Origin of the sequence: Streptomyces plumbidurans (assembly GCF_019857225.1) — a bacterium.
GTDB lineage: Bacteria > Actinomycetota > Actinomycetes > Streptomycetales > Streptomycetaceae > Streptomyces > Streptomyces plumbidurans.
In genome coordinates this window covers 134,857-150,084 of record NZ_JAFJSY010000016.1, presented here as the reverse complement: position 1 = coordinate 150,084, position 15,228 = coordinate 134,857, and the positions used below count along the sequence as shown (strand labels likewise).

At 71.7% G+C, this 15,228-nt stretch carries 15 protein-coding genes and 1 pseudogene; 5 read left to right on the top strand and 11 right to left on the bottom strand.

What is annotated here, in order from left to right; translation table 11 throughout:
• Positions 1–16 precede the first annotated feature (16 nt).
• The 7 genes from JYK17_RS13625 to mdlC form a co-directional block, all read right to left on the bottom strand.
• Positions 17–871 (bottom strand): DMT family transporter, encoded by an 855-nt coding sequence (locus JYK17_RS13625; RefSeq protein ID WP_108014279.1) that lies wholly within the window; start codon positions 869–871, stop codon positions 17–19.
• Positions 872–996: 125 nt separating this feature from the next.
• Positions 997–1,410 carry a peptidase inhibitor family I36 protein gene (locus tag JYK17_RS13620; protein ID WP_234548338.1) on the bottom strand — a complete coding sequence of 138 codons (414 nt, stop codon included), beginning with the start codon at positions 1,408–1,410 and terminating at the stop codon, positions 997–999.
• Positions 1,411–1,430: 20 nt separating this feature from the next.
• Positions 1,431–1,805 (bottom strand): peptidase inhibitor family I36 protein, encoded by a 375-nt coding sequence (locus JYK17_RS13615; protein ID WP_108014278.1) that lies wholly within the window; start codon positions 1,803–1,805, stop codon positions 1,431–1,433.
• 128 nt (positions 1,806–1,933) lie between these two features.
• Positions 1,934–3,157: an FAD-dependent monooxygenase gene (locus JYK17_RS13610; protein WP_108014277.1), complete on the bottom strand. Its 1,224-nt coding sequence runs from the start codon at positions 3,155–3,157 to the stop codon at positions 1,934–1,936.
• Positions 3,158–3,231: 74 nt separating this feature from the next.
• Positions 3,232–4,497: an MFS transporter gene (locus JYK17_RS13605; protein ID WP_222810455.1), complete on the bottom strand. Its 1,266-nt coding sequence runs from the start codon at positions 4,495–4,497 to the stop codon at positions 3,232–3,234.
• 51 nt (positions 4,498–4,548) lie between these two features.
• The gene (locus JYK17_RS13600; RefSeq protein WP_108014275.1) at positions 4,549–6,003 is read right to left on the bottom strand and encodes a benzaldehyde dehydrogenase; all 1,455 of its coding nucleotides are present in this window, start codon (positions 6,001–6,003) and stop codon (positions 4,549–4,551) included.
• A gap of 130 nt (positions 6,004–6,133) precedes the next feature.
• On the bottom strand, positions 6,134–7,714 hold the full coding sequence (gene mdlC / locus JYK17_RS13595; RefSeq protein WP_222810454.1) for a benzoylformate decarboxylase: 1,581 nt from the start codon (positions 7,712–7,714) through the stop codon (positions 6,134–6,136).
• Positions 7,715–7,815: 101 nt separating this feature from the next.
• Between mdlC and JYK17_RS13590 the strand changes: the two genes are divergently transcribed.
• Positions 7,816–8,748, top strand: coding sequence for a LysR family transcriptional regulator (locus tag JYK17_RS13590; RefSeq protein WP_222810453.1), 933 nt, complete (start codon positions 7,816–7,818; stop codon positions 8,746–8,748).
• Between the two features lie 47 nt (positions 8,749–8,795).
• On the opposite strand, the gene JYK17_RS13585 is transcribed toward JYK17_RS13590, so the two are convergent.
• The gene (locus JYK17_RS13585; RefSeq protein WP_108014272.1) at positions 8,796–9,767 is read right to left on the bottom strand and encodes a threonine ammonia-lyase; all 972 of its coding nucleotides are present in this window, start codon (positions 9,765–9,767) and stop codon (positions 8,796–8,798) included.
• Between the two features lie 138 nt (positions 9,768–9,905).
• Between JYK17_RS13585 and JYK17_RS13580 the strand changes: the two genes are divergently transcribed.
• The 3 genes from JYK17_RS13580 (at position 9,906) to JYK17_RS13570 (ending at position 12,269) form a co-directional block, all read left to right on the top strand.
• Entirely contained in the window at positions 9,906–10,334 is a 429-nt protein-coding gene (locus tag JYK17_RS13580; protein ID WP_108014271.1) for a glutaredoxin domain-containing protein, read from the top strand.
• Positions 10,335–10,347: 13 nt separating this feature from the next.
• Positions 10,348–11,232, top strand: a complete 885-nt coding sequence (locus JYK17_RS13575) for a GNAT family N-acetyltransferase (RefSeq protein WP_108014270.1) — start codon at positions 10,348–10,350, stop codon at positions 11,230–11,232.
• Positions 11,233–11,297: 65 nt separating this feature from the next.
• A complete protein-coding gene (locus JYK17_RS13570) occupies positions 11,298–12,269 on the top strand; it encodes an asparaginase (RefSeq protein ID WP_222810452.1) in 972 nt (323 codons plus the stop codon).
• A 234-nt stretch (positions 12,270–12,503) separates the two neighbouring features.
• Here JYK17_RS13570 and JYK17_RS13565 read toward each other — a convergent pair whose 3' ends face one another.
• A complete protein-coding gene (locus JYK17_RS13565; protein ID WP_222810451.1) occupies positions 12,504–13,220 on the bottom strand; it encodes an HpcH/HpaI aldolase family protein in 717 nt (238 codons plus the stop codon).
• Positions 13,217–13,921 (bottom strand): GntR family transcriptional regulator, encoded by a 705-nt coding sequence (locus JYK17_RS13560; RefSeq protein WP_128800973.1) that lies wholly within the window; start codon positions 13,919–13,921, stop codon positions 13,217–13,219. The genes JYK17_RS13565 and JYK17_RS13560 overlap by 4 nt, the downstream gene beginning before the upstream one ends.
• 98 nt (positions 13,922–14,019) lie before the next feature.
• Here JYK17_RS13560 and JYK17_RS13555 point away from each other — a divergent pair.
• Positions 14,020–14,334, top strand: a pseudogene (locus JYK17_RS13555) (VOC family protein); the annotation flags it as partial.
• Positions 14,335–14,487: 153 nt separating this feature from the next.
• On the opposite strand, the gene JYK17_RS13550 reads toward JYK17_RS13555, so the two are convergent.
• Positions 14,488–15,189, bottom strand: coding sequence for a flavodoxin (locus JYK17_RS13550; protein ID WP_108014266.1), 702 nt, complete (start codon positions 15,187–15,189; stop codon positions 14,488–14,490).
• Positions 15,190–15,228 lie beyond the last annotated feature (39 nt).

The following is a 15,228-nucleotide window of genomic DNA, read 5'->3' as shown; positions in this document are numbered from 1 at the left end:
TGGCACGCGATTGGTGTCAGTGGTCGGTTGCAGTGATGTTCTGCACCGCTCGGCTCAGGAGGAGCACGCCCGTGATGATCAGTAGGGCGCCCAGGATCACGGGGAGCAGCCACCAGCCTGTGCGGATCTTCTCGTCGAACAGGACCATGCCCAGCGCCAGGCTCACGGTCGCGTCGCCGATGGTGAGCGCGGGCTGGGACGCGGCGAGGGGGCCGACCTGGAGGGCGTTCTCCAGCAGGAGCACCGCGGTCACGCCGGCCAGTGCGAAGCCGTAGGTCTGCCAGGCGGTGAGGAAGGCCGTGAAGCCCTGGTCGGCGAAGGTGCCCGACGCGGACTTCAGCAGGGCGGCCGTCAGGGCGTTGCCGATGGCGGCCGCTGCTCCGAGGAGAGCGGCTCGCAGGGCCGGCGGACGCCTTCGGCCGGCCGCCAGTACGGCCGCGGCCATGGCGCCCAGGCAGGCACCGAGTGCCGGGATCCAGCGCGTCAGGGGTGCCTGGTCCGTGGCGCCGTGCGGGGCGGCGGACGCGAGGGCCAGCGCGAGGCCGGCCACCACCCCGGCCACTCCCCACCAGCCCAGCCCCGGCAACCGGCGGTGCATCAGCGGCGCGGCGACGAGCAGGGCGAAGGGCAGTTCCAGGATGAACAGGGGCTGTACGAGGGCGAGGGGGCCGTTGACCAAAGCCAGGCTCTGGAAGACGGCGGCGCCGATCACCCCGGCCATGCCGATCACCCAGGCGGGCCGCCGCACCAGTTCGGCGAGCAGGCGCAGCCCGCTCTTGCTTGCGGTGGCGGCCGCCTTGCGCTGGAACGCGGTGCCGACGGCGTTGCTCGCGGCTCCCGCGACGGCGAAGACCGCGGCGAACTCGATCATCAGCCCTCAGCCTACGCAGCCCCCGGCCGTCCGGCACACGGGACTACGGGACGGCCTGGAACGGTGCCCGTCCGGAAGCGTTTCCGGACGGGCACCGCGACCCGCTCAGCACATCGGTCGGGGCCTCAGCACTCTCCGCGCCACACGACCCGGGTGATCGTGAGTCCCGCCTCGGCGTTGGCCTTGTAGCGGCCCGGACCGGGGTTGTAGTGGAAGCAGTCGGTCGACGGCTCCCCGCCCAGGTACGAGGTCACATCGACGTGGTCGGCACCCGGGTACCGCACCCCGTTGTTGAAGATGGAGCCGACGCCCAGACTGCCGGACCAGTTGCCCGCCACCTTCAGCAGGAGCCGTCCGGTCTGGTTGGCACCGCTGTATGCGCAGAAGTAACCCTTCCCGCAGCCGGGCGGGTTGGCCTCCGCGGAGGCGGCCGGTGCGGTGGCGAGGACGCCGGTGAAGGCCACCGCGAGAGCGCCCGCCCCCAGTGTGCCGAGTCGCCCGCCGTTCAACACGGAGGGCACGGCGAACACGGCACGCATGGTGCGCTTCCCCCCTGTGCTCAGCACTCGCCGCGCCACTTGACCTTGACGATGCGGGTGCCCGGAGCGGCATTGCCCTTGTAGACGCCGGGACCCGGGTTGTAGTGGAGGCAGACGGTCTCCCCTCCGCCGTCGACGGCGTACGTCATGTCGACGTGGTCGGCGCCCGGGAAACGGACGCCGTTGTTGAACGCGGAGCGGAAGGCCACGCTCCCGGTCCAGTTCCCGGCGGTCTTCAGGACGAGTTGGCCGGTTTCGTCGGGGCCGCTGTAGGCGCAGAAGTATTCCTTCGGGCAGCCGGGCGGATTGGGCTCCGCCGAGGCCCCCGGCGCGGTCGCCAGGACGGTGGTGAAGGCGGCCGCCGCCACCGCACCGAAAGCAGCACGTTTACGCATGCCGTGGTTCCCCCTGTTGGTCGGTACTGCGCATTGCTTGGTCGCGTGCGTCTTCAGACTGCCCGGACATCGGCGCCACCGGCCAGGTGATTCGATCCTCGTCGAAAGCCGCCGTGCTCCGCCGAGGTTCAACCCGCTGACGGCGAACCTGTGTCGGCGAGCGCCGCCTCGGCGTCGTAGCCGTAGATCCAGCCGTTGTCGACCAGCGGGTCGGAGGCCGTGAGGGCGGCGTCGCGGGAGCGCTGATCGGGGCCGTCCGGCAGGTGGTTGAGGTCGCGGCGGGCGTGAGAGACCTGCTGGAGGCGGGTGGTGCGGTCGATGCGGGCCGCTTCGTACCGCTTCAGTGCCCGCTCGGGCTCGTCCGGGGCGGCGGCCAGACAGCGGGCCAGCACGGCGGCGTCCTCGACGGACTGGGCCGCGCCCTGGGCGAAGAACGGGAACATGGGGTGCGCGGCGTCGCCGAGCAGCGTGATCGGGCCGCGGCTCCAGTGCCGCAGCGGCGCGCGGTCCAGCAGGGCCCAGCGGCCCGGGACCCCGCCGGCGGTGATGAGGTCCCGCACGCGGGCGTCCCACCCGGCGAACTCGGCGAGGAACTCCCCGGTGGTGGCGGTGGCGCTCCAGGACTCGTCGGTGAAGTCCCCGGCCGGGGCGAAGGCGACGACGTTCACCGCGCTCCCGGCGGCGATGGGGTAGTGCACGAAGTGCCGTCCGGGTCCGAGCCAGAGGGTCTGGGCGGGGCGCAGGGCGAACGCGGGCGCGGCGCCGGCGGGCACGACGGTGCGGAAGGCGCACATCCCGGAGTACTCCGGCCGCACGGGCCGGGTGACCGCACCGCGGACGACGGAATGGAGACCGTCGGCGCCGATGACGACGTCGGCCTCGACGCGGCTTCCGTCAGCGAAGTGCAGCACCGCACCGTCCGCGGCCGCCTCCACGGCCGTGCACCGGGCGCCGAGACGGACCCACTCGGCGGGCACGGCCGACTTCACGGCGTCCAGCAGATCGGCCCGGTGGACGACGTACGTCCGCTCGCCGTAGAGCCGCTCGCACACGCCGGTCAGCCGCTCGACCGACAGCACACCGCCGTCCGCCCAGCGGCGGAACTCCCAGCCCCACTCCAGCGGTACGGCCCGTCGCAGAAAGTGGTCCATGACGCCGAGACGGCGCAGCAGTCGTACGGCATTGGGTGCCATGACGAGCCCGGCGCCCACCTCCCTGAGGGCGGGCGCCTGCTCGTACACGGTGGCGGTCAGACCCGCGCGACGTACGAAGGCGCAGGCGGCGAGGCCGCCGATACCGCCGCCGACGATGGCGATGCGTGGTGCGCGCGTGCGGTCGAGTCTGTCCGACATGGAGCCTCTCCTCCGGCGCGAAGTCGTGCGCGAGGGTCAACGTCCTTGCAGCATCCCGAAGTTCTCGCGCTGTGTCAGACGGCGGGTTCCGCCGCCTCGACGGGAGCCCCGGCCGCCCGGACCGGAAGGGTGAGTACGGCCAGGAACGCGGCGACGGCGACGGCGGCGAAGAAGTAGAAGCCCCAGGGGTGGCCGATGCCGGCGGCGACGAGTGCGCCGGTGACGGTCGGGCCGACGATGGATCCGATACGGCCGATGCCGGAGGCGGAGCCGAGTGCGGTGCCGCGGACGGCCGCCGGGTAGTAGTGGGTGACGTAGGCGTAGACCAGCACCTGTGCGGAGAAGACGAACACGCCGGTGAGGAAGACGACGGTGTCGAGCAGCAGGTCGCTGTGCATCTTCACGCTGAGGCAGGCCAGCATGACCACCGAGAGGGCGAACCAGCCGAGTGTGGTGAGCTTGATGCCCCGCCGGTCGGCGACGAAGCCGCCCAGCACCAGGCCGACCACACCGCCGACATTGAGGACGAGCAGCTGGGTGACGGCCGTGGGGACGGGGTAGCCGGCGTCGTTCATCAGCTTGGGCAGCCAGGTGTTGAGGCCGTAGACGAGCAGCAGACCCATGAACGAGGCGACCCAGACGCCGATGCCCGCGCGCAGGTAGGCCGGCTTGAGCAGTTCGGTGAAGGGGACGCGCTGGGAGGCCGGCGCCTGCTGGGCGCGGACGTAGGCCTCCGACTCGGGCAGCTTGAACCACTGCAGGACCGCGATGCCCAGGCCGGCGACGCCGAGGACGTAGAAGAGGACCTGCCAGTCGCCGGTGACCTGTAGGGCCAGCAGGGAGGTGATGACGGCACCGGTGTGGTAGCCGGTCATGGTCAGTGTGCTGGCGCGGGCCCGGCGTGCGGCGGGCATGTGCTCGGCCATCATCGTCAGTGAGGCCGGCATGCACGCGCCGAGGCCGATGCCGGCGACGAGCCGCAGGGCGGCGAACATCGCGACGGAGGAGGAGAGCGGCACCAGCAGGGTGAGGACGGAGAACTCCACCACCGAGCCGATGAGCAGCAGTCGCCGTCCGAACCGGTCGGCGAGCGGACCGACCGCGACGGCGCCGATGGCGACACCGACTAGGGACAGCGTGGCGACGGTGGTGGCGTCGCCGGCCGTCATGCCGAGGTGACGGGTCTTCAGGAGGGTGGGGATGATGGCGCCGAGGACGACGAGGTCGTAGCCCTCCAGCAGGACGGTGATCCAGCACAGGACGACGGTCCAGGCGGTGCGGCCGTCGGAGCCTCTGCTCGTGGTGGTGCCGGGTGCGTCGGCGGATGTGGTGTTGGCCATGGAGTTCCCTCTGGAGCGGCTGCGGGGGACGGGGTGGGGACGGGGGAGGTTTCAGAACGGGTAGTCGGCGATGTCGGGGCGGACGGTGACCCACTGGGTCTCGGTGAAGGCCTCGACGTTGGCGGTGGGGCCGCCGAACCGGGAGCCGGTGCCGGAGGCCTTGACGCCGCCGAAGGGGGCGTTGGGCTCGTCGTCGACGGTCTGTTCGTTGATGTGGACCTTGCCGGAGTCGATCCGGTCCGCGAGCTTCATGGCGGTGCCGACGTCGCCGAGGATGCCGACGGACAGTCCGTACTCGCAGTCGTTGACGATCCGCGCGGCCTCTTCGAGGGTGGCGAAACCGATCACGGGCGCCACGGGTCCGAAGATCTCCTCGCGCCAGGCCGGCATGTCGGTGGTGAGGTGGGTCAGCACGGTGGCCGGGTAGCAGGCGCCCGCGATCTCGCCGCCAGCGGCCAGGGTCGCACCCGCCGCGACGCTGTCGGTGACGATGCCGTGCACCCGCTCCAGCTGCCGCCGGTCGATGATCGGGCCGAGCGCCACGTCCTCCTGCGCGGGATCGCCGACGGGCAGCGCGCGGGCCTTTTCGGCGAGTACGGCGCTGTACTCCTCCAGCAGCGACTCGTGCACGATGTGGCGGCCGGTCGTCATGCAGATCTGCCCCTGGTGCAGATACGAGCCGAACGCGCCGGCGGAGGCCGCCTTGTGCACATCCGCGCCCGGCAGCACCACCAGCGCGTTGTTCCCGCCGAGTTCGAGGTGGGCCCGCTTCAGCAGCCGGCCGGCCTGCTCACCGATGGCCCGCCCGACCGGGGTGGACCCGGTGAAGGAGACGACCCGTACCTCGGGTGCCTCGACGACCGCCTGGCCGACCGAGCCGTCGCCGGGGAGCAGGTGCAGCAGGCCGGAGGGCAGTCCGGCCTCCTCGAAGACGCGGGCGATGACGACACCACCGCTGACCGCGGTGCGCGGGTCCGGCTTGAGCAGCACCGCGTTGCCGAGCGCCAGCGCGGGCGCCACCGAGCGCAGACCGAGGATGAGCGGGAAGTTGAACGGCGCGATCACGCTGACCACACCGGCCGGGCGGCGCCGGGCGAACGACCAGCGGGCCTCCTCCGACGTCAGCACCTCACCCTGGGGATGCGTCGGCAGCGCCGCGCACTCGAAGCACTCGCCCAGGGCCAGCTGCACCTCGAACGACGCCTTCGAGCGCACCGAGCCCGCCTCACGGATCAGCCAGTCCTCGATCTCGGCGGCATGTTCGGTGAACAGCTCGCCCGCGCGGCGCAGCACGGCCGCGCGCCGCTGCGGAGGGGTGGCCGCCCACTCCCGCTGTGCCTCGGCGGCCCGGGCGGCGGCGCGGTGCACGTCCTGCGTCGTGGCCAGGCCCACGGTGCCGAGCCGGGAACCGGTCGCGGGCTCGGTGACCGTGTGCTCGCGGGTGGCGTCGTTCCAGCCGTCGCCGAAGAGCTTCTTGCTCCAGACGGCGCTGTTCAGGAGTGTCATCGAATTCCCTTCCGTCACCCGAGGGGTGGTGAGTTCTGCGAGGAGGGGCGTGCGGTCGAGGCGGGCCCGTCAGGAGGGCGCGCGAACGTGACGGGCCTGTCAGGAGGGGGCGTGCGATGTGACGGGCCGGTCAGGACGGTGTGGTGAGCGCGGTGTCGACCTGGATCAGCCGCGGGCCGTCCGGGAGTTGGGACAGAACGACCCGCAACTCCTCCACGCCGTCGACGTGTTGGGCGGCCACCCCGTACCCCTCGGCGATACGGGTGAAGTCCAGGCCCGGGATGTCCATGCCCGGCGCGTCCGGCACGCCGAGGAGGTCGCCGAACCAGCGCAGCGCGCCGTACGTGCCGTTGCGCAGCAGCACCACGGTCAGGGGCACGCGGTGCTGTGCGGCCGTCCACAGGGCGGTGATGCCGTAGTTGGCCGAGCCGTCCCCGATCACGCCGACGACCGGCCGGTCGGGCTGGGCCAGGGCGACGCCGACCGCGCCGGGCAGGCCGAACCCGAGACCGCCGGCGGCCGGGAAGTAGTACGAGCCGGGCCGGCGCAGATCCATCTGGCGCCACCAGGAGGAGTTCGTCGAGGTCGACTCCACCACGTAGGCGGTGTCACCGGGCAGTTCGTCGCGCAGGGCCGCGAAGACCTCCTCGGGGTGCAGCCGCGGCGCCTCCGCGGTGAGCGGTGCGGGCACGGATCGGTAGTCCCCGGTGGGCGTGTTGGGCGCGTCGAGCGCCTTCAGCAGCAGGTCGATCACCGCGCCGGGTTCGGCGACCAGCGCTTCGCCCATCGGCGCGCGTGCGGCGGCCGAGGCGTCCTCCGTGACCTGGATCAGCCGGGTGCCCTCGGGCAGGTACCGGCCCGGAAGGTACTCGTGGTAGCGGAAGACCGGAGCTCCGAGCACCAGCACGAGATCGTGGCCCTCGAAGGCCCGCGAGACGGGCTCGATCCCGGCGGGCAGCACCCCCCGGAACTGCGGATGCCGATTGGGGAAGGGCAGCCGGAACAGCGAGGGCGCCGCCCACACCGGACAGCCCAGCCGCTCGGCGAGCCGTACCGCGTCGTCGAAGAGCCCGGCCGTGTCGATGTCACCACCGAGCACCAGCGCGGGCCGCCGTGCCGTGACGACCGCCTCGGTGAGCAGCCGCGCCTGCTCCCCGCTGGGCACCGCGGCACGCTGCACCTGCCGGTCCAGCACGGCCGACGCGTTGTCGTCGGCGTCCACGTCCCAGTCGTCGTAGGGGACGGAGAGATAGGTCGGCCGGCGCTGCAACTCGGCCTCGAACACGGCCTGGGCGAGCGCGCGGGGCACATCCTGGGCGCACGCCGGTTCCGCGGCCCAGCCGACCAGCGGCTTCATCAGGGACGGAGCATCGACATTGGAGAGGTTGGCCTCCGGTCCGATGGCCGGCCGCACCTGCTGACCGGCCACGACCACCAGGGGCGTGCGCGCGGCGACGGCGTTGGTGAGCGCGCCCATCGCGTTGCCGGAGCCGGAGGCGGCATGCAGATTGACGAGCACCGGGCGGCCCGTGGCCTGTGCGTACCCGTCGGCCATTCCCACCACGGCACCCTCGTGCAGCCCCAGGACGTACCGGAAGCCGTCCGGCAGGTCGGCGAGGAAGGGCAGTTCGTTGGAGCCGGGATTGCCGAAGACGGTGGTGAGTCCCCGGCGCTCGAGGAAGTCATGGGCGACGCGACGCACGGTTGGCACGGGCAGCTTCCCTTCCCTTCGAAGTGATGCAGCACACGCTAGGCACCGGCCGACATGCCGACCAATAAATGTTGTCGGGCTGCGATATAGAGTGGCTCGATGTGGGGAGTTTCGATCTCAACCTCGCGCGGGTCTTCGTGCTGCTCTACGAGACCGGCAGCGTGACCGCCACGGCCGAAACGCTGCACGTCACGCAGCCGACCGTGAGCTACAGCCTGGCCAAGCTGCGCCGTCACTTCGACGACGAGCTGTTCCGCCGCACCGGTCGCGGCCTCACTCCGACCGCGGGCGCGCAGCGGCTGTACGAGCCGCTGCAGAGGGCCCTTGCCGTCATCGACACGGCGACCGGACAGGGCGACGACTTCGACCCGGCGACCATGTCGGGCCGCTTCACCGTCGCCCTCTCCGACCTCGGCGAGGCGACGCTGCTGCCCCGGCTCGCGGCGGCGGCCCGCGAGCGCGCGCCCGGGGTGTCCTTCACCGTCCGCCCGCTGGACGTGGACGACGCCGAGAGCCAACTGCGCCGCGGCGAACTGGACGCCTTCATCGCCACACCCGTCCTCACCTCGCACCGCACCGTGCGCATCCCGCTCTTCCACGAGCGCTACGTCGGCATGGTCGTCGCCGACCACCCCCGCGTCCGCGGTGCGTCGGTCACGCTCGCGGAGCTGATGGCCGAGCGGCACACGACGGTGTACGGCCCCAGCGGCCATGTCGTGCCGCGGGCCCTGCTCGCCACCCACGGCCTGCTGGACCGGGTGGCCGTCGAGGCCACCCGCTTCTCGATGCTGCCCTACCTGCTGGAACGCACCGACCTCATAGCGATCGTCCCCGAGTACGTCGGCGAGGTGTTCACCGCCTCCCATCGCCTCCGGCTGGTACGGCTGCCCTTCGAGACCGAGCCGATCGAGGTGGCCCTCTATGCCCGGCACGAATCGTCACGGAGCCCTTCGCAGCGCTGGCTGGTCGCCTTCATGTCCGAGGTGCTGGGCGAACTGGTCAGCCCGGCGCAACTGCCGCCGAGCAGCGGCTGAGCGAGTACTTGGGGGGAGTCGCCAACAGGCAGGCCCTGTGCGGGAGTTCAGCGGCCGTCCGGTCCGACCCAACGACCATAAGCATCCTTGTCGACATTGCTGCCGCACACGATGGTGACCACATGCCGGCCGGCGAAGCGGGCGCGGTCTTCGAGGAGCGCGGCGACGCCGAGCGCGGCCGACGGTTCGACGACGAGTCCGGCGCGGTCGAGGAGCAGCCGCATACCGGCCACGATCGATGCCTCCCGGACCAGTACGGCGTCGTCGGCGACGGCGAGGAGGTCGTCCAGGACGGCCGGGATGGGACGCCGGCCGGCGACGCCGTCGGCGATGGTATCGGTGAACTCGGTGGTGACGACGCGTCCTTGGCGCCATGACCGGGTCATCGCCGGTGCGCCCAGCGGCTGCACGCAGATCACCTCGACGCCCGGCGCCAGGTCCTTCATCACATGGCCGACACCCGTGGCCAGCGCCCCACCGCCGAGGGCGATCAGGACGGCGTCGAACGACGCCTGAGAGTCGGCCAGTTCGAGACCGATCGTCGCCGCGCCCTCACAGGTCTCGACGTCCAGGCTGTCCTCGACCAGCCGGATGCCGTCGTGCAGCGCGATGGCCGCCGCCCGCTCACGGGCCAACTCATGGTCGCCGTCGACCAGTTCCAGCCTGGCGCCCAGGGCACGGATGCGCTCCAGCTTGGCCGCCGTCGCGTGGCGCGATGCCACGACGGTGACATCGAGCCCCCGGCCGCGAGCCGACCACGCGAGAGCCTGCCCGAGGTTGCCCGCACTGGCGCACACCGCGGCCCGTGAGCCGCTGTCGGCAAGGAGGCTCGTGACCAGTTCGGTGCCGCGAGCCTTGAAGCTGCGGACCGGGTTCGCCGTTTCGAGTTTGATGCTCACGGCGCACCCGAGGTCGGCCTCCAGCGCCTCGCATCGATAAAGCGGCGTGTCGAGAAACACCGGGTCGATCACCCGGCGAGCGGCCCGGATCCGAGCGGTGTCCAGACGCGTCTGCGGCATGACACCGCAGCGTAGCCGGTGACCTGCACGGGAGGACGGCCTGGTCGGGCACGGCGAGATCCGGGTCGGCGACACCGTCGCCGGTGGGCGCAGCAGCGCCCCGGTCCGGCCGACGGAGTGACGGTAGCCTGCGTCATCATGATGCGCGCTTGGACCTTGCCGATGTTCTACCTGCTCTGCGGATCGGTCGCCGGGGTGGGGCTGATCCTCACGGGGAGCCCCGGCCTGGGCGCGGTGCTGCTGGTGGTGTTCGTGCTGCTCGGCGCCGCCCACTCGCCGCTGGTCTTCCCGAGGTCCATCGGCGCGCTGGAGGCGCAGCGCCGCAGTGCCGTCGACGGTCGGCCGGTCGTGTTCTGGCGGCCGGGTTGCGCGTACTGCATGCGGCTGCGCATGCGGTTGGGGCTCCGGGCCCGTCAGCTGTACTGGGTCGACATCTGGCGCGACCCGGCGGGAGCCGCGGCGGTGCGAGAGGTCAACGACGGCAACGAGACGGTGCCCACGGTGTTCGTGGCGGGCCGTCCGCACGTCAATCCTGACCCCGGGTGGGTGCGCGAACGGCTCTCGTGAGAGATCATGCGGCATGCGCCCGGATGACTGGCACGTGGACGAACGGCCGCCGTACGACTGGCAGTTGACCGAAAACATCGACGAATTCCGCACCCGCGCCGTTGACTTCCTGCGCTCGCGGCCGGCCTTGCACACCACACCACTGACGACCATCGAGAAGCTGCGCGTGCGCGCCGACGCATACGGCCCCGAACCCCCGCTCTTCGGCCTGCTGGAGTCGGCCGGTGAGGTGAGCGCCATCTGCTACCTCCTCGCCACCCGCCGAGTGACCCTCACCGCGCTGTCCCACGAGCAGGCCGACACCCTCGCCGCACGCCTGGCCGCGCTGGGCCGCCCCCTCTCAGGTGTCACTGCGGACGACGACACCGCCGCCCTCTTCGCCGAGGCATGGCAGCGGCGCACCGGGGCAACGCCGGTGGCGCACTGGTGGGGCCGTCTGCACCGGCTCGGCACGCTCACGCCGCCCGAGCCGCGTCCGGCCGGTCGGGGGCGCGCGGTGGAGGCGAGCGACCAGGAGCAACTCATCCGGTTCTGCAACGAGTTCGCCGCCGACGTGGGGGAGCCCGCCACCCTGGACGCCGACTCCTGGCCCGACTCGCGCTTCGCCGACAAGCACTTCACCTTCTGGCAGACCCCGCAGGACACCCCGGTCTCCATGGCCGGATCGACGTCGATGATCGCCGGCATGATCCGGGTGGACCCCGTCTACACCCCGGCCCACCTGCGCGCACGCGGCTACGCGGGCGCCGTCACCGCCGAGGTGACCCGGGCCGCGCTGGCCGCGGGCGCGACGGACGTCGTCCTGTTCACCAACCCGGCCAACGCCACCAGCAACGCCCTCTACCGACGCATCGGATACGTCCCGCTGGCCGACTTCACCGGGTACCGGTTCTCGTAGGACACACTGGCCGCCGTTGTATACATGGGCCTGACGCAGCCACCCATGAGGCGCAAGGAGGGTGAATGGCCCACACCGTCACCGTGTTCACACTCGGTGGGACGATCTCCGCCGCACAGGGAGGCCCGGGGCGTCTGTCCGGCGCCCAGGTGCTGTCCGAGCTGACGCTCCCCGACGACGTCGAGATCCGGCTGCGGGACTTTCGGCGGGTCCCCAGTTCGGCGCTGACCGTCGACGACGTGGCGGAGCTCGCCGGGCTGATCGACGAGGCCGGTGCCGACGGTTCGGGCGCGGTCGTCGTCCAGGGCACCGACACCATCGAGGAATCCGCCTTCCTCCTGGACCTGTTGTGCGCGCACCGCGAGCCCATCGTGGTCACCGGCGCCATGCGACGCCCCGACGCACCCGGCGCGGACGGTGCGGCGAACCTGTCGGCGGCCATTGCGGTGGCCGGCGACCCGCGGTTCCGCGACACGGGTGCCGTAGTGGTGATGGCGGACGAGATCCACGCGGCACGGCATGTGCGCAAGGCGCACACGACGTCGGTCGCGACGTTCGCCTCGCCGGGTGCAGGGCCGCTCGGCACAGTGACGGAGGGGCGGCCGCGCATGCTGCTCCGGCCCCCGGCGCACACCGTGCCCGGCCCGCTGCGCCTCGACCGCGCGGTGCGCGTCGCGCTGGTCACGCTGTCGCTCGGGGACCGAGGAGAACTCCTGGACGCGGTGGACGACCGCTTCGACGGGCTCGTCGTGGCGGCCTTCGGCGCGGGACATGTCCCGGCGTGGCTGGTCGAGCCACTGGAACGCCTCGCCGCCCGCATGCCGGTGGTCCTCGCCTCCCGCACGGGCGCCGGACCGCTCCTGAGCAATACGTACCTCGGGCCCGGGTCGGAGTACGACGTCCTGGGCCGGGGCCTGATCTCCGCCGGCCCGCTGGACGCCCCGAAGGCACGGCTCCTCCTCCACGCCCTACTGGCCGACGGCGCGGACCGCGCACGCGTCGAGAAAACCTTCGCGGGCCTGACGGGGGAGCGCTGAGCAGGGTCGGTCCGGCTGCCTTCCGGGCACGTCGAGGCCTGTTCGGGCAGGCCCCCCCCTCGTCCTGGTGGCGGCGAGAGGAGTCGGCCCCGACCGTCTCGAAAACCGCCAGGCGCGCCGGCCAGTAAGCGGCGACCGCATCGCGCCCGGTGGCCGCGCTGCTCTCGTACGGCGTCCCGGCCCGCAGCGCCGACCGCAGCGTCCGTATCGGCCTGCCCGTTCGGGAGTGAAAACCTAGCCAAGCGCCCCCACCCCGTCGATCAGCAGATCCCGGTCCGAGCGGGCCGCCAGTACCTCGAACCCCATGCCCGCGAGCTGCCGGGCCCGTGCGGAACTGCCCGCGTACACACCGGGGATGACGTCATGGGCCCGGCACGCGGAGACGACGGCCCGCAACTCGCCCTTGTCTCCCGCGACGAGGTCGTCGAGCGGGACGCCGAGCGACAGGGCTAGGTCGTAGGGTCCGACGAAGACCATGTCGACCCCCGGCGTCGCGGCGATCTCGTCGACGCGGTCGAGCCCGGCCCGGGTCTCGACCATGACGCCGCACACCACATGGCGGTTGGCCTCCTCGACGCCGACCTCCGCGCGCCCCCAGTACGGGGCGAACGGCCCCCAACTGCGGCTGCCGACCGGTGGATAGCGTACGGCCGCTGCCGCGCGAGCGGCCGACTCGGCGCACTCGATCATGGGGACGATGACCCCTCGCGCCCCGGCGTCGAGTGCGCGGCCGATCTCACCGGCGTCGAGCGAGCGCACACGCACCAGGACGTCGGCCGCGGTCACGGCACGAAGCGCGTCGCGCATCGACTGGTCGTCGTAGAAGCCGTGTTGGGCGTCGAGACCGATCCACCCCGGGTTGCCGTGGCTGACGGCCTCCGCCGCGGCGGCCCCCAGCACCGACCACACCCCTGTGCCCGATGCCGGGGTCCATGTCGTCGTTCGGGTCACGCGTGCGTCTCCTCGTGTGCGGTGTGCGGGCCGGAACCCGGCTCGGCGGGACCGGTGATCACGTCCACGGCTTGGCGCCGGTGCCGGGCGAAGAGTTCGAGGGCGGTGCCGGTGTCGCGGGCGCGCAGCGCGGTGAGCAGTTCCAGGTGCTCGCGCGGGATGCGGTCGAGATAGCCCCGGGTACTGCGGCCGATCCGGGTCAGCAGGAACAGATGCACCTGGCAGCGGATGCCGTCCCATGCCTCGGCCAGGCGCCGGTGACCCGTGGCGGCGAACACCGCGTCGTGGAAGGCGATGTCGCAGCGCACCATCTCGTGCGCGTCGACGGCCCGCTGCATCATGCCGGCCGTCCTCGCGATGGACGCAAGGTCCTCGTCCGAGGCGTGTGCGATCACCTCGCGGACGGCGAGGTCCTCCAGCGCACCGCGCAGACTGTCCAACTCGGCCACGTCGTCCGCGGTCAGCGAGGTCACCGTCGCACCGCGGTGCCAGGCGCAGTGGACCAGCCCCTCCCGTTCCAGCAGGCGAAGGGCCTCGCGCACCGGACCGCGGCTGACGTCCATGTCACCGGACAACTCCACCTCGCGCAGCTGCGCACCGGGGGCGTATGTCCCGTCGAAGACGGCCTCCCGGATACGGTCGGCGACCTCGTCTGCGAGACCCCGGCGCCGGGCGGGCGCCACTCGGCCCCGTTCGCTCATCGTCTTCGGCCCCCTCGGTCTTCACCCCTGCGATGTAGGAATGTTAACTTTCACATCGCTCTCGATGTAAACATTCCAACAATTTGGAGGGCGGTCCCGTGAGCGTTCTCGACTCCCCGATCCCGCGGTTCCATCTCGCCATGCCGGTCGACGACCTGGCCGCCGCCCGCCGGTTCTACGGCGACGTGCTGGGCCTGGAACAGGGCCGCAGCGCGGACACCTGGGTGGACTGGAACCTGCACGGCCACCAGTTCGTCACCCACCTCGCCCCGGAGCGCGGACAGCGCATCCACAACCCGGTCGACGGTCACGACGTCCCGGTGCCGCACTTCGGGCTGATCCTGACGATCGCCGAATTCCACGCGCTCGCCGAGCGGTTGCGCGCCGCGCGCGTCGAGTTCGTCATGCACCCTTGTGCATAAGCGGTCAGTGACCGGTTTCGAGAAGGGCATTACCTCGAGGCTGGGTTGGTGTACCGAGTCGCCCCACCAGCGCCGCGGCAGATCCACTGAGGCTGCGGCGAATGTGCCGCCATCCGGTCGAGCCATGGTGTGCTCGGCGGGTGGTCACTGGGCGGGCAACCTGATGCGTCGCAGCCATGCCTCGACTTCGGTGTCGGCGTCTTTGACTTCTTCGCCGCGTACCGCGAGGCCCTCGGCGATGGTTGCGCCGGGGCAGGAGGCGGCGTAGTCGCGTGCGGTGGTGCCCAGGCCGCTCATGGCGTAGGTGGTGACCGAGTGGATGGTCTTGCCGCGGAAGTCGAGGGCTTCGGTGAACGTCGTCATGATCATGGGTGCTCGGACGTTCCAGATGGGGCTGGCCAGGAGGATGGTGTCGTAGCTGTCGAGGGTGGGCAGGCGGCCTTCGATGGCCGGGCGGGCGTCGGTGTCCTGCTCGCGGACGTTGCGCTTCACAGTCGCGTCGTAGTCGTGCGAGTAGGGGTCAGCGGCCTGGATGCGGTAGGTGTCGCAGGCGATGCGGTCGGCGATCTTCTCGGCGAGCACCTCGGTGTTGCCGACCTTCAGGTCGGTGCGGCCGCCATAGTGGTAATTCTCGCCCGAGCGGGAGAAGTAGGCCAGCAGGACTCGTTTCACGTTGCTTCTGGTCGTCGTGGCGGACTGGGAGGCGGTGGGGGTGCCGGACCTCGGTGAGGAGGGTGAGCAGCCCGCGAGGTGGGTCGCGCTCAAAGCGGCGGTTGCGGTCAGCAGGGCGCCGCGCAGAACGGTGCGCCGGCCCGGCAGGGCTCCGAGGTGCTGCGGCGGGATCATGGTGGGTGGCTCCCGGAGAACAGTGGGTGCCGGGCGGGT